General features: G+C 60.0%; 22 protein-coding genes and 1 pseudogene. 9 read left to right on the forward strand and 14 right to left on the reverse strand.

Annotated elements, in window-relative coordinates; all coding sequences use genetic code 11:
• Positions 1-66 precede the first annotated feature (66 nt).
• The 5 genes and pseudogenes from pstA to N2A98_RS13525 all read right to left on the reverse strand — a co-directional run.
• Positions 67-960, reverse strand: a complete 894-nt coding sequence (pstA, locus tag N2A98_RS13505) for a phosphate ABC transporter permease PstA (protein WP_003191515.1) — start codon at positions 958-960, stop codon at positions 67-69.
• Positions 960-1,925: a phosphate ABC transporter permease subunit PstC gene (gene pstC / locus N2A98_RS13510; RefSeq protein WP_003191517.1), complete on the reverse strand. Its 966-nt coding sequence runs from the start codon at positions 1,923-1,925 to the stop codon at positions 960-962. The genes pstA and pstC overlap by 1 nt, the downstream gene beginning before the upstream one ends.
• Positions 1,926-1,999: 74 nt before the next feature.
• Positions 2,000-3,031, reverse strand: coding sequence for a phosphate ABC transporter substrate-binding protein PstS (gene pstS, locus N2A98_RS13515; RefSeq protein ID WP_044274067.1), 1,032 nt, complete (start codon positions 3,029-3,031; stop codon positions 2,000-2,002).
• 841 nt (positions 3,032-3,872) lie between these two features.
• Complete coding sequence (ycaC, locus tag N2A98_RS13520) at positions 3,873-4,499, reverse strand: isochorismate family cysteine hydrolase YcaC (RefSeq protein WP_003191542.1); 627 nt, start codon at positions 4,497-4,499, stop codon at positions 3,873-3,875.
• A gap of 65 nt (positions 4,500-4,564) precedes the next feature.
• Positions 4,565-4,678, reverse strand: a pseudogene (locus N2A98_RS13525) (hydrolase); the annotation flags it as partial.
• A gap of 170 nt (positions 4,679-4,848) precedes the next feature.
• Between N2A98_RS13525 and N2A98_RS13530 the strand changes: the two are divergent.
• Positions 4,849-5,745 (forward strand): LysR family transcriptional regulator, encoded by an 897-nt coding sequence (locus N2A98_RS13530; protein ID WP_047710963.1) that lies wholly within the window; start codon positions 4,849-4,851, stop codon positions 5,743-5,745.
• 65 nt (positions 5,746-5,810) lie between these two features.
• On the opposite strand, the gene N2A98_RS13535 is transcribed toward N2A98_RS13530, so the two are convergent.
• On the reverse strand, positions 5,811-6,269 hold the full coding sequence (locus tag N2A98_RS13535) for an Hsp20 family protein (RefSeq protein WP_003191546.1): 459 nt from the start codon (positions 6,267-6,269) through the stop codon (positions 5,811-5,813).
• Between the two features lie 224 nt (positions 6,270-6,493).
• Between N2A98_RS13535 and N2A98_RS13540 the strand changes: the two genes are divergently transcribed.
• Positions 6,494-6,922 (forward strand): glycine zipper domain-containing protein, encoded by a 429-nt coding sequence (locus N2A98_RS13540; protein WP_034135058.1) that lies wholly within the window; start codon positions 6,494-6,496, stop codon positions 6,920-6,922.
• Positions 6,923-7,043: 121 nt separating this feature from the next.
• Here N2A98_RS13540 and treS read toward each other — a convergent pair whose 3' ends face one another.
• Together treS and N2A98_RS13550 are read right to left on the reverse strand one after the other, a co-directional pair.
• Entirely contained in the window at positions 7,044-9,107 is a 2,064-nt protein-coding gene (gene treS / locus N2A98_RS13545) for a maltose alpha-D-glucosyltransferase (RefSeq protein ID WP_047710965.1), read from the reverse strand.
• Between the two features lie 198 nt (positions 9,108-9,305).
• Positions 9,306-10,097: an AraC family transcriptional regulator gene (locus N2A98_RS13550; RefSeq protein WP_153474841.1), complete on the reverse strand. Its 792-nt coding sequence runs from the start codon at positions 10,095-10,097 to the stop codon at positions 9,306-9,308.
• A 188-nt stretch (positions 10,098-10,285) separates the two neighbouring features.
• Between N2A98_RS13550 and N2A98_RS13555 the strand changes: the two genes are divergently transcribed.
• The 5 genes from N2A98_RS13555 (at position 10,286) to N2A98_RS13575 (ending at position 16,787) form a co-directional block, all read left to right on the forward strand.
• Positions 10,286-11,911, forward strand: coding sequence for an APC family permease (locus N2A98_RS13555; RefSeq protein WP_078803133.1), 1,626 nt, complete (start codon positions 10,286-10,288; stop codon positions 11,909-11,911).
• A gap of 11 nt (positions 11,912-11,922) precedes the next feature.
• Positions 11,923-12,849, forward strand: a complete 927-nt coding sequence (locus N2A98_RS13560; protein ID WP_275622108.1) for a 4-hydroxyproline epimerase — start codon at positions 11,923-11,925, stop codon at positions 12,847-12,849.
• A gap of 37 nt (positions 12,850-12,886) precedes the next feature.
• On the forward strand, positions 12,887-13,834 hold the full coding sequence (locus N2A98_RS13565; RefSeq protein ID WP_275622109.1) for a dihydrodipicolinate synthase family protein: 948 nt from the start codon (positions 12,887-12,889) through the stop codon (positions 13,832-13,834).
• Positions 13,835-13,965: 131 nt separating this feature from the next.
• Positions 13,966-15,537: an aldehyde dehydrogenase (NADP(+)) gene (locus tag N2A98_RS13570; protein WP_275622110.1), complete on the forward strand. Its 1,572-nt coding sequence runs from the start codon at positions 13,966-13,968 to the stop codon at positions 15,535-15,537.
• 2 nt (positions 15,538-15,539) lie between these two features.
• Complete coding sequence (locus N2A98_RS13575) at positions 15,540-16,787, forward strand: FAD-dependent oxidoreductase (RefSeq protein ID WP_275622111.1); 1,248 nt, start codon at positions 15,540-15,542, stop codon at positions 16,785-16,787.
• A 23-nt stretch (positions 16,788-16,810) separates the two neighbouring features.
• On the opposite strand, the gene N2A98_RS13580 is transcribed toward N2A98_RS13575, so the two are convergent.
• From N2A98_RS13580 to N2A98_RS13595, 4 genes are all read right to left on the reverse strand, one after another.
• Positions 16,811-17,794: a GlxA family transcriptional regulator gene (locus tag N2A98_RS13580; RefSeq protein ID WP_044274164.1), complete on the reverse strand. Its 984-nt coding sequence runs from the start codon at positions 17,792-17,794 to the stop codon at positions 16,811-16,813.
• 93 nt (positions 17,795-17,887) lie between these two features.
• Entirely contained in the window at positions 17,888-18,145 is a 258-nt protein-coding gene (locus N2A98_RS13585; RefSeq protein ID WP_275622112.1) for a hypothetical protein, read from the reverse strand.
• 547 nt (positions 18,146-18,692) lie between these two features.
• Complete coding sequence (locus N2A98_RS13590; protein ID WP_275622113.1) at positions 18,693-19,301, reverse strand: LysE family translocator; 609 nt, start codon at positions 19,299-19,301, stop codon at positions 18,693-18,695.
• A 122-nt stretch (positions 19,302-19,423) separates the two neighbouring features.
• Positions 19,424-19,873 carry a helix-turn-helix domain-containing protein gene (locus N2A98_RS13595; RefSeq protein ID WP_275622114.1) on the reverse strand — a complete coding sequence of 150 codons (450 nt, stop codon included), beginning with the start codon at positions 19,871-19,873 and terminating at the stop codon, positions 19,424-19,426.
• A gap of 96 nt (positions 19,874-19,969) precedes the next feature.
• Between N2A98_RS13595 and N2A98_RS13600 the strand changes: the two genes are divergently transcribed.
• Entirely contained in the window at positions 19,970-20,911 is a 942-nt protein-coding gene (locus N2A98_RS13600; protein WP_275622115.1) for an aromatic alcohol reductase, read from the forward strand.
• Positions 20,912-20,961: 50 nt separating this feature from the next.
• Here the strand turns inward: N2A98_RS13600 and N2A98_RS13605 are convergent, their stop codons facing one another.
• Positions 20,962-21,129 carry a hypothetical protein gene (locus tag N2A98_RS13605; RefSeq protein WP_177327566.1) on the reverse strand — a complete coding sequence of 56 codons (168 nt, stop codon included), beginning with the start codon at positions 21,127-21,129 and terminating at the stop codon, positions 20,962-20,964.
• A 216-nt stretch (positions 21,130-21,345) separates the two neighbouring features.
• Complete coding sequence (locus tag N2A98_RS13610) at positions 21,346-22,065, reverse strand: META and DUF4377 domain-containing protein (RefSeq protein ID WP_275622116.1); 720 nt, start codon at positions 22,063-22,065, stop codon at positions 21,346-21,348.
• 912 nt (positions 22,066-22,977) lie between these two features.
• Between N2A98_RS13610 and N2A98_RS13615 the strand changes: the two genes are divergently transcribed.
• Positions 22,978-23,991, forward strand: coding sequence for a hypothetical protein (locus tag N2A98_RS13615; protein ID WP_275622117.1), 1,014 nt, complete (start codon positions 22,978-22,980; stop codon positions 23,989-23,991).
• Positions 23,992-24,490 lie beyond the last annotated feature (499 nt).

The following is a 24,490-nucleotide window of genomic DNA, read 5'->3' on the forward strand; positions in this document are numbered from 1 at the left end:
GATTGGGTGACAAACGGAGCGGCTATTTGCGCAGTTGAGACGTTCAAGATTCAGATGCTCCCGTTCTTAATACTTAGGCTTGCCGAAGATACGGCTCACAATATTCACGACCAGCACGATCATCACCAACACCAACGAGGCCGCCCAGGCGAGCTCCAGCTGGTTGTCGAAGGGCATGCCGGAAAAGTTGTAGATCAACACGGCAAGGGAAGCCGTGGGGTTCATCACCGCCAGGTCGCCGTCGTGGTAGATCCAGTAGTTGCTGAACAGCGCGGTAAACAGCAACGGCGCGGTTTCGCCTGCGGCTCGTGCCACGGCGAGCATCACGCCGGTGAGGATCGCCGGCAGGCCGGTCGGCAAGATGATCTTCCAGATCACCTGCGAGCGGGTGCAGCCCATGCCGTAGGCGGCGTCCTTCATGATCTTGGGCACCATGCGCATCGACTCTTCAGCCGTCAGCACCACGATGGGCAGCATCAATACCGCCAGGGCCACGCCGCCTGCCGGTGCCGAGTAAGTGCCGGTAGTCATCACCACCAAGGCATAGGCAAACACGCCGGCCAGGATCGAAGGCAAGCCGGTGAGCATCTTGGCGGCAAAGCGTGCAGCATTGGCCAATTTGCTGTCCGGCCCCAGTTCAGCCAGGAAGATCGCGGCCATGATGCCGACCGGCACCGCAATCGCCGCAGCGATACCGACCATCACAAAGGTGCCAGCCATGGCGTTGCCGAAACCGCCGCCCGTTTCGAAGCCGGTGGGCGGCAGTTCGGTGAACACCTCCAGGCTCAGGCGTGCGCCGCCACGGGTGATCAGCATGTAGAGCACTGAAATCAGCGGCACACTGGCCAACAGCGCGCCCAGCCATACCAATGTGGTTAACACCAGGCTGCGCAAGGCGCGGCCTTCGAACTTGCGCTGCAAGCTCGGTACAGCGGTGATAGGGGATGTGAGATTCGTCATCATCGATTACCCCGTTGGGCGTAGAGCATGATCATGGAACCGATGACATTCACCAGCAGGGTAATGAACATCAAGACGAGGGCGGCGTACATCAAGACCTCCACCTCGTTGGGCCCGGCTTCGGGGAAGTTCAGCGCCAACAAGGCTGCCAAGGTATTGGCCGGCGCGAACAGCGACAGGGAAATGTTGTTGGCATTGCCCACCAACATCGCCAGCGCCATGGTTTCGCCCAGCGCACGGCCGAGGCCGAGTACCAGGGAGCCAAAAATACCGGTGGCGGCAGACGGCACCATCACCTTGAGGATCGCCTCCCAGTGGGTGGTGCCCATGCCATAGGCGGCCTGCTTGGTTTTCATCGGCACGCTGGTGAGCGCGTCCTGGGACACGGCGGCAATCGTCGGCAGAATCATGATGGCCAATACCAGCGCCGCCGGCAGCAACCCCGGCCCGCTCAAGGAGGTGCCGAAAAATGGTATCCAACCCAGTTCACTGTTCAACCAGGTGGTCAGTGGCCGGATCGCTGGGATCACCACGTAGATGCCCCACAGGCCATACACCACGCTGGGGATGGCCGCGAGCAATTCAACGATGGTGCGAAACACCGCTGCCAGCTTGGCCGGCAGAAAGTCCTGAGTCAGGAAAATCGCCATGCTGACACCGAAAAAGCCGGCGATTAGCAGCGCGATAAAAGCGCTGTAGAGCGTGCCCCAAATGGCCGGCAGGATCCCGTACTTGCCTTGGTTAACGTCCCAGACACTGCCAAAAAGCACATCGAAGCCGTGCTTTTCCATGCCCGGCAAGGCCTTGCGTCCCACCTCGAAGACCAAGGCTGCGACCAACGCCAGAATCAGTACCACCCCGATTCGCGCGAGCCCACGGAAGGTGCGATCGACCAGGAAGTCTTTGGCCGAGGGAGGTTGGCAGGCAGAATCCCGGTTAACCGGTACGACGAAAGGTTTGTTCATTGGCTAATTCCGGAACAGGGGGGAAACGCCCCCGGCGCGGCAAACAGCCCACACCGAGAGCGGCCTCACGGGTGTTACTGAATGTTGGCGGAGGCTTTGCGAACCTGCTCCACCACCGATGGCGGCAGCGGGATGTAGCCCATGGAGTCGGCGATTTTCTGCCCCTCGGTCAGGCTGTACTCAACCATTTCGCGCATGGCCTTGGCCTTGGCAGGGTTGCCGTTGTCCTTGCGGAAGATCATCCAGGTGTACGAGGTGATCGGGTAAGACTTGGCACCGTCCGGGTCCGGCAACCAGGCCACCAGGCTTTCCGGCATTTTCACGGCGGCCAGGGCCTCGGCGCCGCTTTCGGCGTTCGGTACCACGTACTGGCCGGCCTTGTTCTGCAATTGGGCGAAGTCAACCTTGGCCAGTTTGGCGAAGCCGTATTCGATGTAGCCAATCGCGCCTGGAGTCTGGCGTACGGTGGCGGTCACACCATCGTTCTTGGGCGACTTGATGAATTTGTCGCTGGCCGGCCAGTTAACGGTGTTGCCCTCCCCCAGCGCCGTTTTGAATTCAGGGTTGATGGTGGCCAGGTGCTTGGTAAATACCGCTGTGGTGCCGCTGGAATCTGCGCGCACCACCACGGTGATCGGCGTGTCGGTGAGTTTCAGGTCCGGGTTGGCAGCAACGATCTGTGGGTCGTTCCACTTGGTGATCTTGCCCAGGAAGATGTTGGAGTAAACATCGCGTGGCAGCTTGAGGCCCTTGGGATTGCCCGGCAGGTTATAGGCCAGCACGATTTCACCGGCGGTCATTGGCAGCAGTTGCACGCCTTCGGCGACCTTGGCGATGTCTTCGTCTTTCATGGCCGAGTCACTGGCGGCGAAGTCGACGGTTTTATTCAGGAAGTCCTGCACACCTGCGCCGCTGCCCTTGGATTGATAATCCACGGTGACCCCAGCGGTCTTCTTGCTGAAATCCTTGAACCAGGTGAGGTAGATCGGTGCAGGGAAGCTGGCGCCGGAGCCGGTGAGGCGTACGTTCTCGGCGGCGAAGGTCACGGAGGAGGCACACAGGGATACCGTAATGGCGAGTGCTGCGGACTTCATCAAGCTTTTCATTAAAAGGAACTCGTTGTGGTGACGGGCTCCCGAACTGTGAAGCAGGGTTGTTACATTTTTATGAAAATTGAATGGCGAGATGGCGTTTTGTCCCACTTTGCCGCCACAGGGCTGAATTTTTAGGACATGGGTTAGTAACAAAATACGACTAAAGTGCTGTCATCCTTCTAGCGGTGCTGATCTTGCTCCCGCGATGGTAGAAGCTGATCCCATTGATGCTCCGCGATCCAACTGTGTGTGGCTTGCCTGCGATGACCATAGGTATCTACACAACTCTGTAGCGCTCAACGCTAACCACGATGCGAAGCGAGCCGCTCTTGATCTTGCTCTTGATCTGCTTGTGATCTTGATCTCAGGCGCCCCGTTAAACCACGCTGGCCGGAATTCGACAGGGATTTGGGGGGTAAACCGGCAGGGATGCCGGTTTAGCCGCCCCGCGCCATGGATGGCGCGTGGCGGCGGCCCCCCAAATCACTGGCGAATTACGGGCACACCGAGCCTAAGCGAGGTGCCGAGTGGTGGGGCAAGAGCGTTTTGCTTACTTTTGCGCTGTTCAAAAGTGAGCCGCCGTCAGGGCGGAACCCTAAGCGGCCGTTACCGCAGCAATGGATATGCACACAATCCAACTGTGTTGCCTGCCAGGCCGCCTTCGCGAGCAAGCCCGCACAGTTGGATTGCGGGGTATCAGGTAGGTAAATGTCGGCTGGCAGGCCGTCATCGCAGGCAAGCCAGCTCCCACAGTTGGATCACGCGTTGGTTATCAGACCTTCGCGTGAGCAAGCTCTCTGGCCACAGATCCAGTGTCGCATCGAATCGGTATAGACCCAGATCGCCAGCAGGCTTACTTGCCTTCAGTCAACGCGTTGTAGCTGGTGAACAGGTTGCGGTAGTCCGGAATGTGGTTGGAGAACAACGTCCCCAAGCCCTCGATGTCGTTGCGCCAGTCGCGATGCAGCTCGCAGGCCAGGCCAAACCAGGTCATCAGTTGCGCGCCGTTGGCCGACATGCGAGCCCAGGCCGACTGCTGGGTCAGTTCGTTGAAAGTGCCGGAGGCGTCGGTGACCACAAACACTTCAAAGCCTTCGGCCAGGGCCGACAGCGCCGGGAACGCCACGCACACTTCGGTCACGACGCCGGCAATGATCAATTGCTTCTTGCCCGTGGCCTTAATGGCCTTGACGAAATCTTCGTTGTCCCAGGCGTTGATCTGGCCTGGGCGCGCAATGTACGGCGCATCCGGGAACAGCGCCTTGAGCTCGGGCACCAGCGGGCCATTGGGGCCGGTTTCGAAACTGGTGGTGAGGATGGTCGGCAACTTGAAGTACTTGGCCAGGTCAGCCAGGGCCAGCACGTTGTTCTTGAACTTGTCCGGGTCGATGTCACGAACCAATGACAGCAAGCCGGCCTGATGGTCGACCAACAGCACCGCGGCGTTGTCTTTGTCCAAACGAACGTAAGGTGTAGACATCTTCATACTCCTGATAAATAGAGGCAGCGCCCAACATGGGCTTGCCGCAAAAGGCCCCAGCGTATTTAGGTGCGCTGTGAGTCTAGTACTTCGTGGTTGTTTGCCACTTGGTGTGCCTTGATGTAGCTCTGGATCAGAAACTGCTAATGCGGCATGGCCTGGGTGTAGACGTTGGCCCACCCAAAAAAACAGTGGGACCACCTTAGTCATCGCGTTCGGGGTTAGGTAGTGGCTGAAACGGGCCGCTCCATCTCAAAAATGGAACAATGCAGCCGCACCGTGGCAAGGGCACTTGGACGTGCCAGTCGTTACAATGCGATCATCGGCTCATTTCCAGGCAGGTGCCTTCATGGACATCAAACAACTTAAATTCCTGATCGCACTGGAGCAGACCCGCCATTTCGGCCAGGCCGCTGCCCGCTGCAACATCACCCAGCCCACCCTGTCGATGCGCCTGCGCAACCTGGAGGAGGAACTGGGCCTGGAACTGGTGACCCGTGGCCAACGCTTCGAAGGCTTCACCCAGGCCGGCGAACGCGTGCTGGCCTGGGCCAGGACTTTACTCGCCGCCCACGATGGCCTGTTCGCCGAAGCCGCTGCGTGTCGCGGCCAGTTAGTCGGTAACCTGCGCCTGGGCCTGGTGCCCCTGAGCGGCTTCAACCCGATCAGCTTCATCCAGGGCCTGTCCCACAGCTTCCCGGAACTCAAGTTCAGCCTCACCTCCATGAGCTCGGACAAAATCATCGAAGCCCTGGGCACCAACCAGTTGGACCTGGGCGTGTGCTACCTGGACCACGTCAGCCCCAACTACCTGGAGTTTTTCGAACTGGGCGAAACCCGTGTCGGCCTGCTGTACGACACCCGCCACTTCCACTTCGAAGGCACGCAGATGAGCTGGGAAGAAGCCGCCCAACTGCCCCTGGGGATGATCAGCAATGGCATGCACTACCGAAAATCCATCGACCTGAGTTTCCGCAGCCGCGGTCTCGATCCCCAGCCGATTCTGGAAAGCGACTCCACTTATCAACTGTTCCAGGCCATTCACGAAGGCTTCTGTTGCGCAATCATGCCGTTGGACAGCGGCCTGGAAAGCCCGATTGAGAACCTGGCGTTCATCCACCTGCCGGACGCCAGCGTCCTAGCGCCCCTGGGCATGGTGATGCGCAAGACCGAACCGCGCTCGGCCATCGCAGAAAAATGCTTTGCCGAGGCCAGGCAGTTGTTTGCACCCAACACCCAGGCTTAGCGGGCCTGGGTTTGCAGCGCGCACAAAAAGGCGCTCCGCAGAGCGCCTTTTTACCGCCGATTGTTTTACTGCAAGCTGACCTGACGCAGCTCGGGCTTGGCCTCGCCACCAATCATGATGCGTTTTGGCTTGGCCTCTTCAGGCACTTCACGCAGCAGGTCGATGTTGAGCAAACCGTTGGTCAGGGATGCGCCACGTACTTCGATATGGTCGGCCAAGCGGAACGACAACCGGAACGCACGTTGGGCAATGCCCTGGTGCAGGTAAGCGACCTTATCGTCGGTTTCGCGTTTTCCGCCGGAAACCGTCAATACACCCCTCTCGACCTGGATATCCAGATCCTCCTCGGTCAGGCCAGCCACGGCGATGACAATGCGGTACGCGTCGTCACCGTGCTTTTCCACGTTGTGAGGTGGATAGGAATTCGGAGCCTCGCTGCGCAGCGCCGACTCGAACAGGTCATTGAAGCGATCAAAGCCCACCGATTGACGGAACAGTGGGGCCAACGACAGAGTAGTAGCCATTTTAAAATCTCCTGAGTTTCTCCAAGTGATTTAGTACGCGACCCGGATTCGGCATCGCGTGATCAAAAATTTATGGACGCGCTAAAAGAATTCAAGAGGGCTGAAAAAAATTTCTTGCGCACGGGCAATCACCGAGACCCTGGTGCGGTGGCCTGTGCTCTAATCACACCGCCAGGCGTGCTTTAACCCGTGAGCGCCTGAGACAGCCCTTGAGGTACAAAAAAATGAAAATGACATTCCCGGCCCTGGCATTGGGCATCCTGATCTCCCAAGGGGCCCTGGCCGCTGGAGATGGTACGGCGGCGCTGGGAGGCGGTGTCGGCGGTGTGTTGGGCAATGTGGTCGGCCAACAGCTGGGTGGCTCGACCGGTGCGGCCATCGGTGCAGGCGTGGGGGGCGCAGCCGGGAGTGCGGTGGGTGCGCAGAAGGGCAACAAGACCGAAGCGGCGATTGGCGGCGGTTTGGGCTCGGCGGGCGGCTCGCTGATTGGTAATCGCCTGGGCGGTAGCACCGGCTCCACCATTGGCGCGGGCGTGGGCGGCGCAGCCGGTGGCGCGCTGGGTAATAATCTGGCCGATGACGAGAGCGGTCATCGTTCCGGTGGTGGCAAGCACAAAGGCAACAAGCATAAGCACAAGAACAAGCACCACTGATCGTCTGGTTTACCCTCTAGGAGCGAGCTTGCTCGCGAAAAACTCACAAACGCCGCGTTTATTCAGGAAGCACGCGTTATCGTTGACGTTTTTCGCGAGCAAGCTCGCCCCTACAGGCGATTTACATCGGCGTGCTGCTCACCACCCGCAACGCCAGCCCTTCATAAGCGTCCAGCGTGATCGTGAACGCGCCCTCCTCGGTCAAATCGCCTTCCACCCGCTCATTGATGATATCCACCACCGGCCCCGGTGCGATGTTGGGCAGGTGCAAGGTTTCGGTGATCGGCGTGGCACCAAAATTCAGCGCAGTGATTTGCGTGCCCTTACCCGCCGGCAGTTCGTGAACCATGATCAGCAAGCCTGGGTGCTCAACATCTGGCACCAGGATCTGGCGGCTCGCGGCGATGTCGTAAGCGCGGCGCACGGCGAGGATTTTTTGCAGTTGGGAGGCAAAGGACTCTGGGTCCTGCAGTTGGCTGTTCAGGCTGCCATACAGACTTTTGGAGCGCGGCATTTGCCCCGCCGACAGTTCAGCGTCGGGGTTCAGGTCTACCAGATCATAGGCGCCACGGTGGATCCAGCGCGTGTCGCCATCGGCCATCAGGTGCGCCACGTCTTCGGCCGCCAACGGCAACGCGCCCACCAGGTCCCAGCCGGATAAGGCAAACACCCCAGGTTGCATGGCGTTGTACATCACCAGCAGCAAGTGGATCTGGCGAATCTGCTGGATATCCGCCGGGGTGATCGCCTCCAGGTCACGGATCCCCAGGGCTGCAGTGATAATACTGGCAGTGGTGCAGGACACGCCGTTGGTGACGAACTTGAGGTTATACGGCGCATGTTCGCCGGTCAGCCGTTCGTACATCTGCTCGCGGATATGCTCGCGCAGGATGTTGCCGGGGAAGGTCTGGCCCTGGAACAGGAAGCTGTCATGGGCGTGCAGCGTCCAGAAGTGCACCAGCTCCAGGGTCAGTTCATCGTGGTTCTGTAGCGCGTGAATCAGCGAGCCGGGGTCGATGCCGAGGCTGTGCATCTGGCGCAGCATCAGGCGCAGGAATTCGGTGTCGCCCATCAGCAACGCATGCTGGTAGGCCGGCCGGGTGATGAAGTCATAGGACAGGTCGGCGCCGCCATGGGACATGGACGCGATGTCGTCCACAGTGAGGTTGAGCTCCTGAAAACTGAAACCGCCCGCCTTGCGAATGGCGCCGCCGAGCAACTGATTGCCGGTGATCGACAGCGGATGGCTTTCGGACCAGGCCGTGCCGTCGAGCTTGCGCTCCACGCCGAGAAAGCCGTTGGCATCCAGACGCAGGATTTTCGCGCCCATCACATCAATGGCGTGCAGCGCATCACCGATGATCATCTGCTGCGCGGCAAACGAAGGGTCAAGCCAGTTGAGCGACGGCTGGCCTTCCTTGAAGTAATGCAGGTAGACCCAGCGCCGCGGTTTGCCATCCACGCCGAGCACCACCGGGGTGGCGCTCCAGTCGGTTTCCTTGACGCCGGGCTCGAAGAAAATCACCCGCTGCAATTGGCCGACGATGTAGTGCTTGTCGCGCAGCGCGTCTACCTGTGAGGGGCTGAGGTTTTGCGCATCGCGTCCGTCGGCCACGTCGGGCAGCAACGGCCAGTCTTCCTCGCGGATTTCGACCATGTGGTACAGGCCCGGATAGTCCTCATAGGCCATTTCCGCCAGGCGAAAATCCGCGCCTTTGCCGGTGTGGGACGGGATCACATCGTCGATGATCACCGCATTGTGCGCGGCAGCCATGCGCGTCAGCGCCTGCAATTGTGCCTCGGTGCCCAGTTGCGGGTCGATGTCGAAGCTGATGCGGTCGAAATTACCGTCGATGGTCGGCGTGTGCTCGGTACCAGACAAGCCACCGGACTTCTTCAACGGGCCGTTGTGAATGCCCTGGATGCCGATCTTCGACAGGGTATGCCACAGGGTTTCGTCCCCCAACGCTTCCAGCACGGTGCCGCCTTCGCGGGTGACAATCGACGCGGGGTAGGCAGTGAACCACACGGACGACAAGGCTGAAGCGTCACGCGGCCGGGTCTGTGCATAGGGCTGCTGCCACAAGCGCCCTTGCCCCGAATAGAGCTTGGCCCGCTGCCGCGCTGCGTGGAGCATGGAATGTTGCACCAGCCAGTTCACATGATCGTTGTTCGCCGCGGTCATAAGCTCGGTACCTGTGGTGGTGAAAAATGTCGGTGTAAGCATATGAGGGGTGCGCGCGCCATTCGTTGCATCGCAATAGCGTCGGGGCTGGCGGCGGCCCAAAAATGTGGGAGCGGGCTTGCTCGCGAATGCGGTGGGTCATTTAGCCTATCCGGCACTGACACTCTGCATTCGCGAGCAAGCCCGCTCCCACAATGGTTATGCGTCTGGCATGCCGTCTGGTACCGAGCCTTGCGTCGCCTGCCGGTATTGCCTCGGCGTGAAGCCGGTTGAAGATTTGAACTGCCGGGTAAACGCGCTGTGATCGGTGTAGCCGCATTGCAGCGCCACCTCGGTAATCGGCAACTCGGTATGCAACAACCGCCGGGCATGTTCCAGCCGGACTTTCTGGATCATTTGCCGGGGCGTGAGGTGAAACACGCGCTTGCAGTAACGCTCCAGTTGCGCCACGGAAATCCCGGCGATTCGGGTCAGTTCACCCAGGGTGACACGGCGGTTGAAGTGGCTGCGAATGTGTTCGTCCACCGCCGCCAGGCGCTGATAGGCCGGGTGGGTTTCACTGGCTGATTGCAGGTCTACCGAGATCCCGGCCAGGCCGATGATCGCGCCGATCCGGTTGTACAGCGGCCACTTGTGGGTCAGGCACCAACCGGGTTCGCGGGTGCCGTAGAGGTGCAATTCGAGTTGGTCTTCCAGTACCAAACCCTGCTTCAACACACGCCGGTCCTGCTCCGTATAACCGGGGCCCAATTGCGCGGGAAACACTTCGGCGCTGGTCTTGCCCAGCAACGGTTGCAGTTGCTTGAGACCACAGCGTTGCACCAGGGTACGGTTGGCGAGCACGTAGCGGGCGTCGATGTCCTTGATGAAAATCGCAGCATTGGGCAGTACATCGAGCATCGGCAGCAACTGCTCTACCCCGCTCAATAGCTGCTCGATGCTGTGGGGTCGGCTGCCCTGGAAAAGGCTCGCGAACGCACTCTGCAACATGACTTTATCTGCCCCTTTTATTCGTCGACAGCCAGCAGATTGCGCCATAGGCCGAGCGCTGTCGAGCGCGGCAAATTGTGCTGAATTCGTCATCCATCGCCGCATAAAACATCAATCGTCAGCCAGGCCTGTGGGTTCAGGATAGCGCCACTGCATGCCTATCCAATAACTCACAAGAAGGCGCCGCTATGTCAGGCCAAGGCAAGTTCAAGAAACAGCTGTCACTGATGGACCTCACCTTTATCGGGTTGGGGGCCATCTTCGGTTCGGGTTGGTTGTTCGCCGCCAGCCACGTGTCTGCCATCGCAGGCCCGGCGGGGATTTTTTCCTGGTTGCTCGGGGGGTTCGCTGTGCTGTTGCTGGGCATTGTCTACTGCGAACTCGGCGCCGCCCTGCCCCGCGCTGGCGGCGTGGTGCGCTACCCGGTGTACTCCCATGGCCCGTTGCTGGGTTACCTGATGGGCTTTATCACGCTGATCGCGTTTTCCAGCCTGGTGGCGATTGAAGTGGTCGCCTCGCGTCAATACGCGGCAGCCTGGTTTCCCCAGCTGACCAAGGCCGGCTCCAGTGACCCGACTACCCTGGGCTGGCTGGTGCAATTTGCCCTGCTGTGCCTGTTCTTCGTGCTCAACTACCGCAGTGTGAAGACCTTTGCCATCGCCAATAACCTGGTGAGCGTGTTCAAGTTCATCGTGCCGTTGCTGGTGATCGGCGTGCTGTTCACCTTCTTCAAGCCTGCGAACTTCCAGGTGCATGGCTTTGCACCGTTCGGCTTGTCGGGCATCGAGATGGCGGTGTCGGCAGGCGGGGTGATCTTTGCCTACCTGGGGCTCACGCCGATCATTTCGGTGGCCAGCGAAGTGAAAAATCCACAGCGCACCATCCCCATCGCCCTGATCCTCTCAGTACTGTTGTCTACGGCCATCTATGTGCTGCTGCAAACCGCGTTCCTCGGCGGCGTGCCTACCGAAATGCTCGCCAATGGCTGGGCCGGCATCAGCAAGGAACTGGCCCTGCCCTATCGCGATATCGCCCTGGCGCTGGGCGTGGGCTGGCTGGCCTACCTGGTGGTGGCCGATGCGGTGATCTCCCCCAGCGGCTGCGGCAATATCTACATGAACGCCACCCCGCGCGTGGTGTATGGCTGGGCGCAGACCGGCACCTTCTTCAAGGTCTTCACGCGGATTGATGAAAAGTCCGGCATTCCGCGACCGGCGCTGTGGCTGACCTTTGGCCTGTCGGTGTTCTGGACCTTGCCGTTCCCGTCCTGGGAAGCGCTGATCAACGTGGTGTCCGCTGCCCTGATCCTCAGTTATGCCGTAGCCCCGGTAACGGTCGCCGCCCTGCGCCGCAATGCACCGGACATGGCACGCCCGTTTCGGGTCAAGGGCATGGCGGTGCTGGGCCCGCTGTCGTTCATCATCGCTGCGCTGATCGTGTACTGGTCGGGCTGGAGCACGGTGTCCTGGCTGCTGGGCCTGCAAATCCTGATGTTTGTGGTGTACCTGCTCTGCGCACGCTGGGTGCCGACCGCGCACCTGAACCTCAAGCAACAAGTTCGCTCATCGGCCTGGCTGATCGGCTTCTACGCCGTGACCATCCTGCTCTCCAAACTCGGCAGCTTTGGCGGTATCGGCGTGATCAGCCACCCGTTTGACACCCTGGTGGTGGCGGCCTGCGCCCTGGGCATCTACTACTGGGGCGCCGCCACCGGCGTGCCCGCCCACTTGGTGCGCCTTGAGCAGGAAGAGGACGAAAGCGAAGCTGTCCGCGACACGCACTACAGCGCCCCACTGTCCCCGACCACCCACTGATGGAGCGCCTTATGAAACGGCTGCACGTGATTGACTCACACACCGGCGGTGAACCTACGCGCCTGGTCATGAGCGGTTTCCCCGCGCTGGTTGGCGACACGATCGCCGACCAACTGGAGCACCTGCGCACCCATCACGATCAATGGCGCCGCGCCTGCCTGCTGGAGCCACGGGGCAACGATGTACTGGTGGGCGCGCTGTACTGCGCGCCCGTCACGCCGGGGGCGACCTGCGGGGTGATCTTCTTCAACAACGCCGGCTACCTCGGCATGTGCGGCCACGGCACCATCGGCCTGATTGCCTCGCTGCACCACCTGGGGCTGATCCAACCGGGCGTGCACAGCCTCGATACGCCGGTCGGCCCGGTCGCGGCCACCTTGCACGACGACGGCAGCGTGACCCTGCGCAATGTGCCCGCTTACCGCTATCGCAAACAGGTGCCTGTTGAGGTGCCTGGGCACGGCGTGGTGCTGGGCGACATCGCTTGGGGCGGCAACTGGTTCTTTCTGGTGTCGGACCACGGCCATGAGTTGCAGATGGATAACGTGGAGGCCCTGACCGACTACACCTGGGCGATGCTCAAGGCCCTCGAAGCCCAAGGCATCCGTGGCGCAGACGGTGCGCTGATCGACCATATCGAATTGTTCGCCGACGACGCCCACGCCGACAGCCGCAACTTTGTGATGTGCCCTGGCAAAGCCTATGACCGCTCCCCCTGCGGCACCGGCACCAGCGCCAAGCTCGCCTGCCTGGCCGCCGACGCAAAACTGGCCGCAGGAGAACCCTGGGTACAAGCCAGCATCACCGGCAGCCAATTCCTCGGCCGCTATGAGTGGGACGGCGAACGCGTACGCCCCTTCATCACCGGCCGCGCCTACATGACCGCCGACAGCACCCTGCTGATCGACGAACAAGACCCGTTTGCCTGGGGCATCTGAGCCCTTGATCAATTCAACTGAAACCGGAGTTAGCACCATGAGCGACAACATCTTTACCGGCTGCATGCCCGCCCTGATGACCCCTTGCACCGCCGAACGCCAACCGGACTTCGACGCCCTGGTGGCCAAGGGTCGCGAGCTGATCGACATCGGCATGAGTGCCGTGGTGTATTGCGGCTCCATGGGCGACTGGCCGCTGCTCACCGAGGCCCAGCGCCAGGAAGGCGTGGCGCGCCTGGTGGCGGCGGGTGTGCCAACCATCGTCGGCACCGGTGCGGTGAACAGCCGTGAAGCCGTATCCCATGCAGCCCATGCCGCTAAAGTCGGCGCCCATGGTTTGATGGTCATTCCCCGCGTGCTGTCCCGTGGTGCTTCGGTCACTGCGCAAAAGGCCCACTTTGCAGCGATCCTCAACGCGGCCCCCAACCTGCCGGCGGTGATCTATAACAGCCCCTACTACGGTTTCGCCACCCGCGCCGACCTGTTCTTCGAACTGCGCCGCGAACACCCGAACCTGATCGGTTTCAAGGAGTTTGGCGGTGCCGTCGACTTGCGTTATGCCGCGGAAAACATCACCTCCCAGGATGACGATGTGACCCTGATGGTCGGCGTCGATACCCAAGTGGTCCACGGCTTCGTCAACTGCAACGCCACCGGCGCCATCACCGGCATCGGCAATGCACTGCCCCGCGAAGTGCTGCAACTGGTGGCCCTGAGCAAAAAGGCCGCCAAGGGCGATGCCAAGGCGCGGCGCCAGGCACGTGAGTTGGAAGCTGCGCTGGCGGTATTGTCGTCGTTCGACGAGGGCTGCGACCTGGTGCTGTATTACAAGCATTTGATGGTGCTCAACGGTGACCAGGGTTACGCCCTGCACTTCAACGAAACCGACGAGCTCAGCGCGGCCCAGCGCCGCTATGCCGAGCAGCAGTACGCGCTGTTCCGCCAGTGGTATGCCAACTGGTCGGCAGAACAGAACGTCGCTTGATTATGTAGGAGCGAGCTTGCTCGCGAAGGTCGTTGACGATAACGCGCTCAGCCTGAATGAACGCGTTGTAGGCACGTTTTTCGCGAGCAAGCTCGCTCCTACAACACTCCTCTGTTTTCCAGGATGTCCCCATGACTCTGACAGGCAAGCTGCTGATCGGTCAGCAATCCATCTCCGGCCATCGCGATGCGATCCGCGCGATCAACCCCGCCACCAACACCCCACTGGAACCCGCCTACGCTGGCGGGGATGAGCAGCACGTGGATCAGGCCTGCGCACTGGCTTGGGCCGCGTTTGACGCTTACCGCGAAACCACCTTGGCAGATCGCGCCACGTTGCTCGAAACCATCGCCACCCACATCGAAGCCTTGGGTGATGAGCTGGTCGAACGCGCCTGCGCCGAAACCGGCTTGCCTCGCGCACGCATTGAAGGTGAGCGCGGCCGTACCTGCGGGCAACTGCGCGCTTTTGCCCGCACCGTGCGCCTGGGCGAATGGCTCGACGTGCGCGTCGATACCGCACAGCCCCAGCGCCACCCCCTGCCCCGTGGCGACCTGCGCCAGCGCCATATCGCCCTCGGCCCCGTCGCGGTGTTCGGTGCCAGCAACTTCCCTTTGGCCTTCTCCGTGGCGGGCGGCGATACCGCGTCGGCACTCGCCGCCGGTTGCCCGGTGATCGTCAAGGCGCATAACGCGCACCCCGGCACCAGCGAGCTGGTGGGCTGCGCCATCGCCCAGGCGGTGAAAGATTGTGGCTTGCCGGAGGGTGTGTTTTCACTGCTCTACGGCGCGGGTAACGAGGTGGGTATCGCACTGGTGAGCGACCCGCGCATCAAGGCTGTGGGCTTTACCGGTTCGCGCAGTGGCGGCATTGCCCTCTGCCAAGCGGCGCAGGCACGCCCGGAGCCGATCCCGGTGTACGCGGAAATGAGCTCGATCAACCCGGTATACCTGTTTCCTGCTGCACTTGAAACTAGGTGCGAAGCCTTGGCCGAAGGGTTCGTGGCGTCGCTGACCCAAGGCGCCGGCCAGTTCTGCACCAACCCTGGCCTGGTGATTGCCCTGCAAGGCGCCGCTCTGGACCGCTTTATTCAGTCAGCCAGTGACCGGCTCTCGGGTTGCTCGGCCCAGACCATGCTCACACCGGGCATCTTCAACGCCTACGAAACCGGTGTGAAGACCCTGGCCCAACACGCCAACATAGCCGCCAAGGGCTTGCCAGCAAACGGACCGAACCAGGGCCAGGCCCATCTGTTCGTGACCCAGGCCGAGGCGTTCCTGAACAATCAACACCTGCAAGCCGAAGTATTCGGCGCCGCCTCGCTGGTGGTGGCATGCCGCGATGTCGAGCGCATGCGCCAGGTGTCCGAACACCTGGAAGGTCAACTCACCGCCACCCTGCACATGGATGACCACGACCTGCCACAGGCCCGGGCACTGCTGCCAGTACTGGAGCGCAAGGCTGGGCGCTTGCTGGTGAACGGCTGGCCGACCGGCGTAGAAGTGTGTGACGCCATGGTGCATGGCGGGCCCTTTCCGGCGACTTCGGATGCACGCAGCACCTCGGTGGGTACGGCGGCTATTCTGCGTTTCCTGCGCCCAGTGTGTTACCAGGATTTCCCGGACGCCTTGCTGCCCGCCGCCCTACAGCACGACAACCCGCTGCAGCTGCGGCGCCTGCTCGACGGCCAGCGAGAAGCATAACCATGGCCGATCCCAATCAAGCAGACATCGTCGTGGTCGGCGCCGGCATTATCGGCGTCGCCTGTGCCTTGCAGTTGGCACGCCAAGGTCGCCAAGTCGTGGTGCTCGACGCGCAGGCACCCGGCATGGGCGCCTCCTACGGCAACGCCGGCCACCTGGCGACAGAACAGGTGTTCCCCATCGTCGACCTGTCGATCCTCAAGCGCTTGCCCGCCATGCTCCTGGACCCCATGGGCCCGTTGCGCCTGGACTGGGCCTACCTGCCCCGCGCCCTGCCCTGGTTTATCCGCCTGCTATTGAACCTGCGGCCAGCGCGTTATCAGCGCACCGTGGCCGGCCTTCGCGCGCTGAACGAAGGCAGCCTGGGCGCGTGGCAACGCTTGCTGCAATCGATTGGGCAAGCGCCATTGCTGCGTGAAGACGGTTCGCTATTGGTGTATGAGCGCGCCGAATCCCGCGCTGCACTGGATGCGTTGCAGCAGCGCATGAGGCAGCAAGGCGTCGCCGTGGAGTCCTGGAGCGGCGATGCGGTGCGCAAGGCTGCGCCGCAACTGAGCGACGCCATACAAGGCGGTTTGTTCTTCCCGGCTACCGGGCACTTTCTGGACCCGTACACGGTGGTTGGCGAGCTGGTGAACGCGGCCAAGGCCGAGAGGGTGCAATTTCTTCAGCAGCGCGTTCTGGATGCGCGCCTGGAGGGCAGCGGCGTTTCCCTGATGACCGACCAAGGCGTACTGACAGCACCGCACGTGCTGATCGCCTGCGGCGCCCACTCGGCCAAACTCACCGCCGCACTCACCGGCAAACAAGTGCCACTGGACACCGAACGCGGTTACCACCTGATGCTGCCCCACGAACAACAACGACTGCCCTTCGCGGTCACTTCGCTGGAGCGAAAATTCATCATGACGCCCATGACCGGTGGCCTGCGCCTGGCCGGCACGGTCGAATTCGCCGGCCTCGACCGCCCGGCCAACATGCAACGGGCCTGGCAGCTGCACCGGTTGAGCAAAGGGCTGTTCCGACATGACCTGAGCGACTGCGAAGCCACGCCCTGGATGGGGTTTCGCCCGTCCCTGCCCGACTCGCTGCCGATCATTGATCGGGTGTGCGACGGCAAGGTACTGCTTGCGTTCGGTCACCAGCATCTGGGGCTGACACAAGCGGCGGTGACGGCCGAGTGGGTTGGGCAGCTTGCGGCGGGTGAGCGGGTGCCAGAACTACAGCCTTATCGGCTGGATCGTTTCTGAAAACACCGAAAACCAAATGTGGGCTACTTGACCAACCGCTTCTCCTTGGAGGGGCGATAGCCGAAATAAGCGCTGTAGCATTTGCTGAAATGGCTCGGCGAGACAAACCCGCACGCCACCAGCACATCCACCTGGGATAACTCGGTGTGCTGCAACAGGCGTCGCGCTTCAGTGACGCGCAGTTCCATGTAGTAGCGCTGCGGCGTGGTGCCCAGCTGTTCTTTGAACAGGCGCTCCAACTGGCGGCGGGAACGGCCGGCGTAGACGGCGAGTTGATCGAGTTCCAGGGGCTCTTCGAGGTTGGCGTCCATCAGTTTCACCACCTCGCGCAGCGGCGCGCTGACACACATATTTTCGGTGGGTTTGATACGGCGGTAGCGCGACTCTTCGAACGCCAGGATATCTTCGATGCCTTCGACCAAGGCTTTGCCATGCAAGCTCTTGATCCAGTCCAGGGCCATATGGAAAGCCCCCGAGGGGCTGGACGCAGTGAGGCGGTCGCGGTCGATCACATAGGGTTCGCTGGTGACCTGCGCCGCCTTGGACACTTCGGCCAATGCCGGGCGATGTTCGGGGTGGATGGCACAGCGGTAACCCTGCAACAGCCCCGCACGCCCGAGGAACCACGAGCCGTTCCACAAGCCGGCGAGGCGCACGCCCGCTTCACCCGCGCTGCGCAGCCATTGGATAAATGGCTCGCTGGCCTTGAGTTCAGTGCGAAAACCACCGCAGATCACCAACAAGTCCAAGTCCTGCAACGTCGCCAGCATCAGGTTCGCATCCGGGCGAATGACCAGGCCCAGGTCGCTGATGACTTCGCCCTCACCCCAACCGAAGGTGCGCGTAGCGAACAGATCGGGGCGCAACAGGTTGGCGGTCACCAGCGTATCGAGGGTCTGGGTAAACGCCGGTAAGGAGAAGTGTTCGAGCAGCAGGAAACCGACACGGGTGACCGAGGTTGATTGCTGGGGGTTATCACTGAGGTAGCGCAGGTTCTTGCCTTGCATGCCACCGCTGAACTGGCGTCTTTCCATCGAGGGTCGGCCCACGCTTATTGTTGTGCAGTGGGCGCTATCTTAGGGGCAAATGCAGTGGCTGTCTCAGGTGACGCTCAAGGCGGGTAGCGACCATGGCGCTGATCTTGATAAAAACTGTTCGCTTGAAAAGCCACGGCCCAGGCGCTGCGCGGTGATCTGATACGGTTTTTTCTTTTCGATCTGCGCCTGTATTGAAAACCGCTTGAGGCGGACAATAGCCCCATCCCGACATTCCTGTCGTCCCCTTCCCCTCGGAGGCCTTATGACCAAGATGGCAATTTTCCTGTTTGGCTTTTTGGTGTTGACCATTGGCATCGGCATGTTGGCGACCATCTCGCCGGTCTAAGCCCGCATTAGCGTAGCGAGGGAGCTTGCTCCCGTGACGGCCTGACACCTGACGCCCCACGATTCAACTGTGGGAGCTGGCTTGCCTGCGATGGCGGCCTATCAGCCGACACTTCTCTACCTGACACCCCACAATCCAACTGTGGGAGCGGGCTTGCTCGCGAAGGCGGCCTGACAGTCAACACAGGTGGATTGTGGGCATATCCATTGCTGCGGTAACGGCTACTTAGGGTTCCGCCCTGACGGCGGCTCACTTTTGAACAGCGCAAAAGTAAGCAAAACGCTCTTGCCCCACCCCTCGGCACCTCGCCTAGGCTCGGTGTGCCCGTAATCCGCCAGTGATTTGAGGGGCCGCCGCCACGCGCCATCCATGGCGCGGGGCGGCTAAACCGGCATCCCTGCCGGTTTACCCCCCCAAACCCCTGTCGAATTCCGGCCAGCGGGGTTTAACGGGGCGCTTCAGATCAAAAGCAGATCAAGAGCAAGAGCGACTCGCTTCGCATCGTGGTTACCTACGCCCGGCTCAGCCCACAAACAGCATCGGATACAGCGACAGCACCAACAGCCCGGCCATGGACCAGTTGAACATCCGTAACCAGCGCGGCTCACGCAGCAAGTTGCGCAAGCCGCTGCCACACCCCACCCACACGCACACACTCGGCAGGTTGACCACTGCAAATACCAGGGCGATCACCAGTACATTAGTCACATAACCCTCGGCCGGCGTGTAGGTGGTGATCGCCCCCAGCGCCATGATCCACGCCTTGGGGTTGACCCACTGGAAGGCCGCCGCACCGAGGAAGGTCATCGGCTTGCCTTGTTCATCCGGGTTGTCAGACATGCCGCCCGCATTGGCAATCTTCCACGCCAGGTACAACAAATACGCGGCGCCGACATAACGCAACAACGTGTAAGCCCACGGGAACAGCTTGAACACCTCGCCCAAGCCCAGCCCCACACAGATCACCAACAGCATAAAGCCGATGCTGATCCCCAGCGCATGGGGCATCGAACGGCGAAAGCCGAAATTCACGCCTGAGGCCAGCAACATGGTGTTGTTGGGCCCTGGGGTGATCGAAGAGACGAAAGCGAACAGCACGAAGGCTGATAACAGGCTGGTAGACATGAACATGGCGCGGCATCCAAGCGGTGGTGATGTGCCTGCGACAGTAGTGGGTTATGGCGCGCTGCGCCCCGTACAGCTAGGGGTGTATCGAGGCATACACTTGCACAGCCTTCATCGAGAAGTTGCGCTTACCGAGGCGCATCCGGAACCGGTGTGGGAACCTGCCATGCCGGTTTTTTGCCCTCCTGACTGTCGAAAACACGCCGAGCCTTACGAAAGTCCTCCACGTTTTCCACCACCCAGGTCCAGATAGGCGACATGCGAATCAAAAGCTCTCGGCCCACGGGCGTCAGCTCGTACTCGACGCGGGGCGGAATCTCACCGAACTCGCGCCGAACCAACAGGCCGTCGCGCTCCATGGCGCGTAGGGTCTTGGTCAACATGCGCTGAGTCACACCTGTCATCTGCCGTTTTATCTCGGCATGACGCATCGCACCGTACACACCCAGCGCATGCAGAATGCCCAGTGACCAGCGGCTACCGGCGTGAGCCAGGACTTCACGCCTGACGCCATCGTCCTCTTCCCTGAGCGATTGGCAGATAACTTCTGCCTGGCTGAGCGTTTCATGATCGGTCATTTCTACCCCTGGTATCACCCGTGTGCCTTCTTATGAGCGCTGCCGAATCGTGCCAGCATGGGCTCATCTTATCGCCAACAGGTCTGCGGAGAAATCATGCCTGAAATGACCCCACTTCCCTCTCAATCGATCCTTGTTCTAGGTGCCGGCGAGCTCGGCCTGCCGGTTTTGCGCAACCTGGCGCGTGAGGCCAAACGCGCGCCCGGCTCCACCCTCAGCGTGTTGCTAAGGGAGTCGACCATCAACACGCAAGTGCCCGAAAAAAAAGTAGAGATCGATGAGCTGCGCGGCCTGGGCATTCAGATGGTCGCCGCAGACCTGGTGAACGACTCAATCGATCAACTTGCCAAGGTCTTCGCACGCTTCGATACCGTGATCGGCTGCGCGGGCATGGTCGCGGGCCGAGAAACCCCGATGAAGCTGGCGACCGCCGCGCTCAAGTCCGGCGTGAAGCGCTACTTCCCGTGGCAGTTCGGCGTGGATTTCGAAGTGATTGGCCGGGGCAGCCCCCAGGATCTGTTCGATGCTCAACTCGATGTGCGCGAGTTGCTGCGCGCCCAGGACAACACTGAATGGGTCATCATCTCGACAGGCATGTTCACCAGCTTCCTGTTCGAGCCGGTGTTCGAGGTCGTCGACTTTGACAACAACACAGTCAACGCCCTGGGCAGTCTGGAGAACAGCGTGACGCTCACCACGCCAGACGACATCGGCACGCTGACAGCGCAAATCGTGTTCTTCGAACCGCGCCTGCGCAATCAGATTGTCTACCTGGCCGGCGACACCGTGACGTATGGGCAGGTTGCGAGCATGCTGGAGCGTGTTCTGGATCGCCCGTTCAAACGCAACGTGTGGACGGTTGACTATCTCATGCAGGCACTGGAGCAAGACCCCACACACCACATCAAGAAGTACCGTGCCGTATTCGCACAAGGCAAAGGTGTGGCCTGGCCTAAGGCGGCCACCTTCAACGAGCAACAGTCGATTCCGGTCACCACTGCCGAGCAGTGGGCTCGGGAAAACCTTGCAGACCTTTGAAAGCCGGATTCTGAGGCCAGCCGTAAAGGCTGGCACAGGTGAAGGGACGGTTAGCGGCTTTGAGCTTCACGCTGCTGGCCAGAGGCATGTTGTTTTTTTACATGCTTGCGCGACCTGAGCTCGTATTGATGGTGAATAAACCAGGCGACCAACAACACCCCAGTGACGCCAAAAACCAAGACCAACAGTTCTAGTGCAGTACCTTCATGTGAAAACATTTTTCGTTCCTCGTCCTGAAGCCGTGTGACCGAAAAAACAGCCACACCGAAATTGTTTGTAATAATTCAAACATTTTCAGGGTAGTCGGCAAATCCTCAGGTGACAACCCCGATCAGGCTATAACCCTTGATCTAGACGTGTCACTTGTCGAAAAACGGGTAAATCGCAGGCAATAAAAAACCCCGTAGACGCTAATCTACGGGGTTTGCGCGAGCTTATTTGCTGCCAGAAGCGTCCTGCTCGACCACCATATCCAACACGTAAACCGTCGAAGGCGCATCCGCTGGCGGATTCTTCCATTCGTACTGCTTGACCCGCAACACAGTGCGCACGCCGTCATGATGCACAAAGCCTTCGATAGGCTGGTACAGCGGATGCCAGGTGTCTTGGGTCGCCAGTTGCAGGCCCGCGTCGTCATAGCGACGCTCGCGCACTTGCAGGCATTGATAGTTCGGGATCAAAGGGTGGCTGCACTTGACCGTCTTGGCCGCCACTTCCAGAAACTTGACCTCACCCTCGCTACCGTAGCGGGTCTGCGGGGTGGCCTCGCCTTGCAGCCTGAGCAGCGAGCCGTCCGCTGTCGTCAGTTGCAGCATCGGCGCCATGTTGTCGCCGGTGATCACCGCGCGCAGATCGCCCTTGAACAGGCGCCCTACCTGGGCGTCAAGGTCCATCAGGCTCTTGTCACAGGCCATCAACGTAGAGGCCAGTGGCTGAACCTTCAGAACCCCGTCCTGATAGTGATAGCCGCCGAACTGACGATTGCAGCCACCGCTGATGCTCAGATTCTTGTCACCGAAGGCAACGCGCAACTTGCGCTCGATGCCTTTGTTCATCGCCACAAGAGGCTTGCCCGACGCGTCCGTTGCCGAGACCAGGTTCCAGTCGTAAGCAGATAAGGTTGGCTGGGCTACAGCGGCTGAGGTAGTAGGCATTGAAGGTGATTCTTCATGGCTTTTGGAAGGGGCGGCACAGCCTTGGATGAGTGCAGCGCACACGGCTACAAGAAGAATTTTTTGTTTCATGGGTCACTCTGTCAGCTTTGATGAGTGCGGGCGTTATTCTGCGCTGGCAGGATAAGCGCGCGGCTAAAACGGCATGTTGAGGTCGCGTGAGGCTTTAATGAGCGTAGACCCAATGCGCGCTTAGCGGACCTCGTCCTTGGCCGATAGCAATCGGACATCATTTGCTTCGATCAGTTTCACGCAATGAGGTCGGTGGCGGTATTGCTAAATCCCAGGCAATAAAAAACCCCGTAGACGCTAATCTACGGGGTTTCTAAGAGTGGAGGCCGAGGTCGGAATCGAACCGGCGTAGGCGGATTTGCAATCCACAAATATTCTCTTTATTTTCAATATGTTATGATAGCATCAATTCCGCATCGCCAACATTTTTGCCTCGCTGGAGCCCTCTAAAATCAGGAGGTTCTATTTCCGTTGCGGAATTGATTTTCTATGCTTCCTCGCCCAGTCGGGTAGCCCTCTGGCTCGTCCCGGCCCCCCTTACGGTCAACGGTTTGGGATAGGGCTTCGAATCCCTTCTTGCGTCTCTGCTTACTGCTTAAGGCCAGAAAATACGAAGCTTTTTCCTGCAATGGAGCTGACGCTGTGGGTGACCTATCATGGATATAGGTGCCTATCTACCCTCGCCGGCCGAGCCGCTCCTATCTGAAACTCTGTTGGTGCCCCGGTTTGTTCGTAACACTATTTTTTAACCCCTTCCTTGATTTCGGCTGGCTGACGACTATCTATAAATAGCAAAGAGCCATCTTCTAGCTTCCACTGAGAGATCAGACAATGCGAATGCTACTTCCTGCGTGCATCCTGATCTTAGTCAGTGGGTGCGCCATGTTCACGAAGGAGCCAGATTTCCCTTGGAACGCTGACAACCTGCCTTGCTATGCGGCGACTGCGGATGGCACCTGCACCACTAAAGATGCACTACAGGCATACACGCTAGCTCGAGCATACTGCCATAAATTATCGAGAAGCTATGAAGATGGAGGGGACTTCGTTAACTCATCTTCCTTTGCCATCGGCGGTATCGGTACGCTTGCTGGAGCTGTTTTCTCTCCCCTAGCCGGGGGTGGAGCTAAAACCGCATGGTCAGGCCTTTCTGGATCTGCCAATGCTCTCCAAACCGCACTCAATACCAACTTCTCCAATGCGGTCAACGCGAGACGCAGAGCTGAAATTGGCAATTCTGGGGCAGCTGCAAGAGATCAAATATCGAGGGAGAAAAAGGATCCTACAATGCAGGTTTTCGCCGCGATCGACATGGCGTACGACTGCAAGATGGCAATAGGACGGGCGGACGTTGCTGTCATTCAGGCGCTCAATGAAATTCAAGCGGGTGCAGGCAAGCCGAAAGAAAACCCATCGGCGACCATCAATCCAGAGGAGACGAAAGCAGAGGCAGGGGAAAAAGCCAAAACGGCAGCTAAGTCGGCAGCTTTACTAGCAACTGACGTTCCGATCGCAGCAACTGCTACTCCAAATGAAATAACAACCATTGAGAAGTTGCGGGGACAAGTGGCGGACGCTGCCGCTTTGGCAGCGGCTTCCTCTGCAGCCGCTACAGCAACAGAGACTGCCCAGAATGCGGCGGCGGTAGTGGGTGACTCTCTGAGTCTCATGCAGATACAAGCAGCTGCGAAAGTCGCAGCTGAGGCTACCGCTAAGCCTGCAGCGAAGGCAGCGGCAGAAGCAAAAGCAGCACAAATACTTACTGGACGATCTCCTGAGATTCATAAAGCTGTCATGGATTCGACGGCTCCGGCTGCGGCCGCGGCGGCCCATGCTGCGGCCGATGCAGCAGCCGGAGCCGCTGCTGCTCCATCTCAACCCGTCAGTTCGCCATGATCCGCTGATATTTTAACGACCGTCGTTTTGGGTTGAACGAGCCATTAAAAGCTCACCGGCGCACCATACCCCGATTGTGTAGGGGTATGTAGTGGATTTTGGGAGATAGGCCCCGTAGGTGTTGGCTGTGATGGGCGCATTCAGACGGTTGCATAAATGCATGATTGGCATTGGATGGCATAGATTGGCGCCCGGTTTGCCCCATTTTGCCCCATGCTCGGCGCTTGATGTTCCACAGGAACGATCCGTTCGATGATGGAGTGTACGTAGTGATTTGAAACTGCCCCGGCTAGTTTGATCATGAGGCGTCGAAACTCCGCCCTTGTAGCAATTTCCAAGCAATCACATCGTTACTATCCCGCCGCTATGCCCAGAGTTCACGGTCGCCTCAGGCAGGCCTGATGACTACCAATATAAAATCCTAAAATCAGATGGTGCATGACACCCTACGCTGGACCGAATCATGGCATTTTGCTAGTCTCGAACTATCTACCAAGGA

The organism is Pseudomonas sp. FJ2-5-13 (genome assembly GCF_029201605.1).
Taxonomy (GTDB): domain Bacteria; phylum Pseudomonadota; class Gammaproteobacteria; order Pseudomonadales; family Pseudomonadaceae; genus Aquipseudomonas; species Aquipseudomonas lactis.

Coding starts and splice junctions, on each gene's coding strand:
- N2A98_RS13550 (WP_153474841.1), bottom strand. CDS start 10,097: ATGTTGCAGAGTGCGTTCGCGAGCCTTTTCCAGGGCAGCCGACCCCAC.
- N2A98_RS13590 (WP_275622113.1), bottom strand. CDS start 19,301: ATGTTCATGTCTACCAGCCTGTTATCAGCCTTCGTGCTGTTCGCTTTC.
- N2A98_RS13530 (WP_047710963.1), top strand. CDS start 4,849: ATGGACATCAAACAACTTAAATTCCTGATCGCACTGGAGCAGACCCGC.
- N2A98_RS13555 (WP_078803133.1), top strand. CDS start 10,286: ATGTCAGGCCAAGGCAAGTTCAAGAAACAGCTGTCACTGATGGACCTC.
- N2A98_RS13575 (WP_275622111.1), top strand. CDS start 15,540: ATGGCCGATCCCAATCAAGCAGACATCGTCGTGGTCGGCGCCGGCATT.
- pstC (WP_003191517.1), bottom strand. CDS start 1,925: ATGAACAAACCTTTCGTCGTACCGGTTAACCGGGATTCTGCCTGCCAA.
- N2A98_RS13595 (WP_275622114.1), bottom strand. CDS start 19,873: ATGACCGATCATGAAACGCTCAGCCAGGCAGAAGTTATCTGCCAATCG.
- N2A98_RS13540 (WP_034135058.1), top strand. CDS start 6,494: ATGAAAATGACATTCCCGGCCCTGGCATTGGGCATCCTGATCTCCCAA.
- N2A98_RS13605 (WP_177327566.1), bottom strand. CDS start 21,129: ATGTTTTCACATGAAGGTACTGCACTAGAACTGTTGGTCTTGGTTTTT.
- N2A98_RS13615 (WP_275622117.1), top strand. CDS start 22,978: ATGTTCACGAAGGAGCCAGATTTCCCTTGGAACGCTGACAACCTGCCT.
- N2A98_RS13600 (WP_275622115.1), top strand. CDS start 19,970: ATGCCTGAAATGACCCCACTTCCCTCTCAATCGATCCTTGTTCTAGGT.
- N2A98_RS13565 (WP_275622109.1), top strand. CDS start 12,887: ATGAGCGACAACATCTTTACCGGCTGCATGCCCGCCCTGATGACCCCT.
- treS (WP_047710965.1), bottom strand. CDS start 9,107: ATGACCGCGGCGAACAACGATCATGTGAACTGGCTGGTGCAACATTCC.
- ycaC (WP_003191542.1), bottom strand. CDS start 4,499: ATGTCTACACCTTACGTTCGTTTGGACAAAGACAACGCCGCGGTGCTG.
- N2A98_RS13560 (WP_275622108.1), top strand. CDS start 11,923: ATGAAACGGCTGCACGTGATTGACTCACACACCGGCGGTGAACCTACG.
- N2A98_RS13585 (WP_275622112.1), bottom strand. CDS start 18,145: ATGCCGATGCCAATGGTCAACACCAAAAAGCCAAACAGGAAAATTGCC.
- N2A98_RS13535 (WP_003191546.1), bottom strand. CDS start 6,269: ATGGCTACTACTCTGTCGTTGGCCCCACTGTTCCGTCAATCGGTGGGC.
- pstS (WP_044274067.1), bottom strand. CDS start 3,031: ATGAAAAGCTTGATGAAGTCCGCAGCACTCGCCATTACGGTATCCCTG.
- N2A98_RS13580 (WP_044274164.1), bottom strand. CDS start 17,794: ATGCAAGGCAAGAACCTGCGCTACCTCAGTGATAACCCCCAGCAATCA.
- N2A98_RS13610 (WP_275622116.1), bottom strand. CDS start 22,065: ATGCCTACTACCTCAGCCGCTGTAGCCCAGCCAACCTTATCTGCTTAC.
- pstA (WP_003191515.1), bottom strand. CDS start 960: ATGACGAATCTCACATCCCCTATCACCGCTGTACCGAGCTTGCAGCGC.
- N2A98_RS13570 (WP_275622110.1), top strand. CDS start 13,966: ATGACTCTGACAGGCAAGCTGCTGATCGGTCAGCAATCCATCTCCGGC.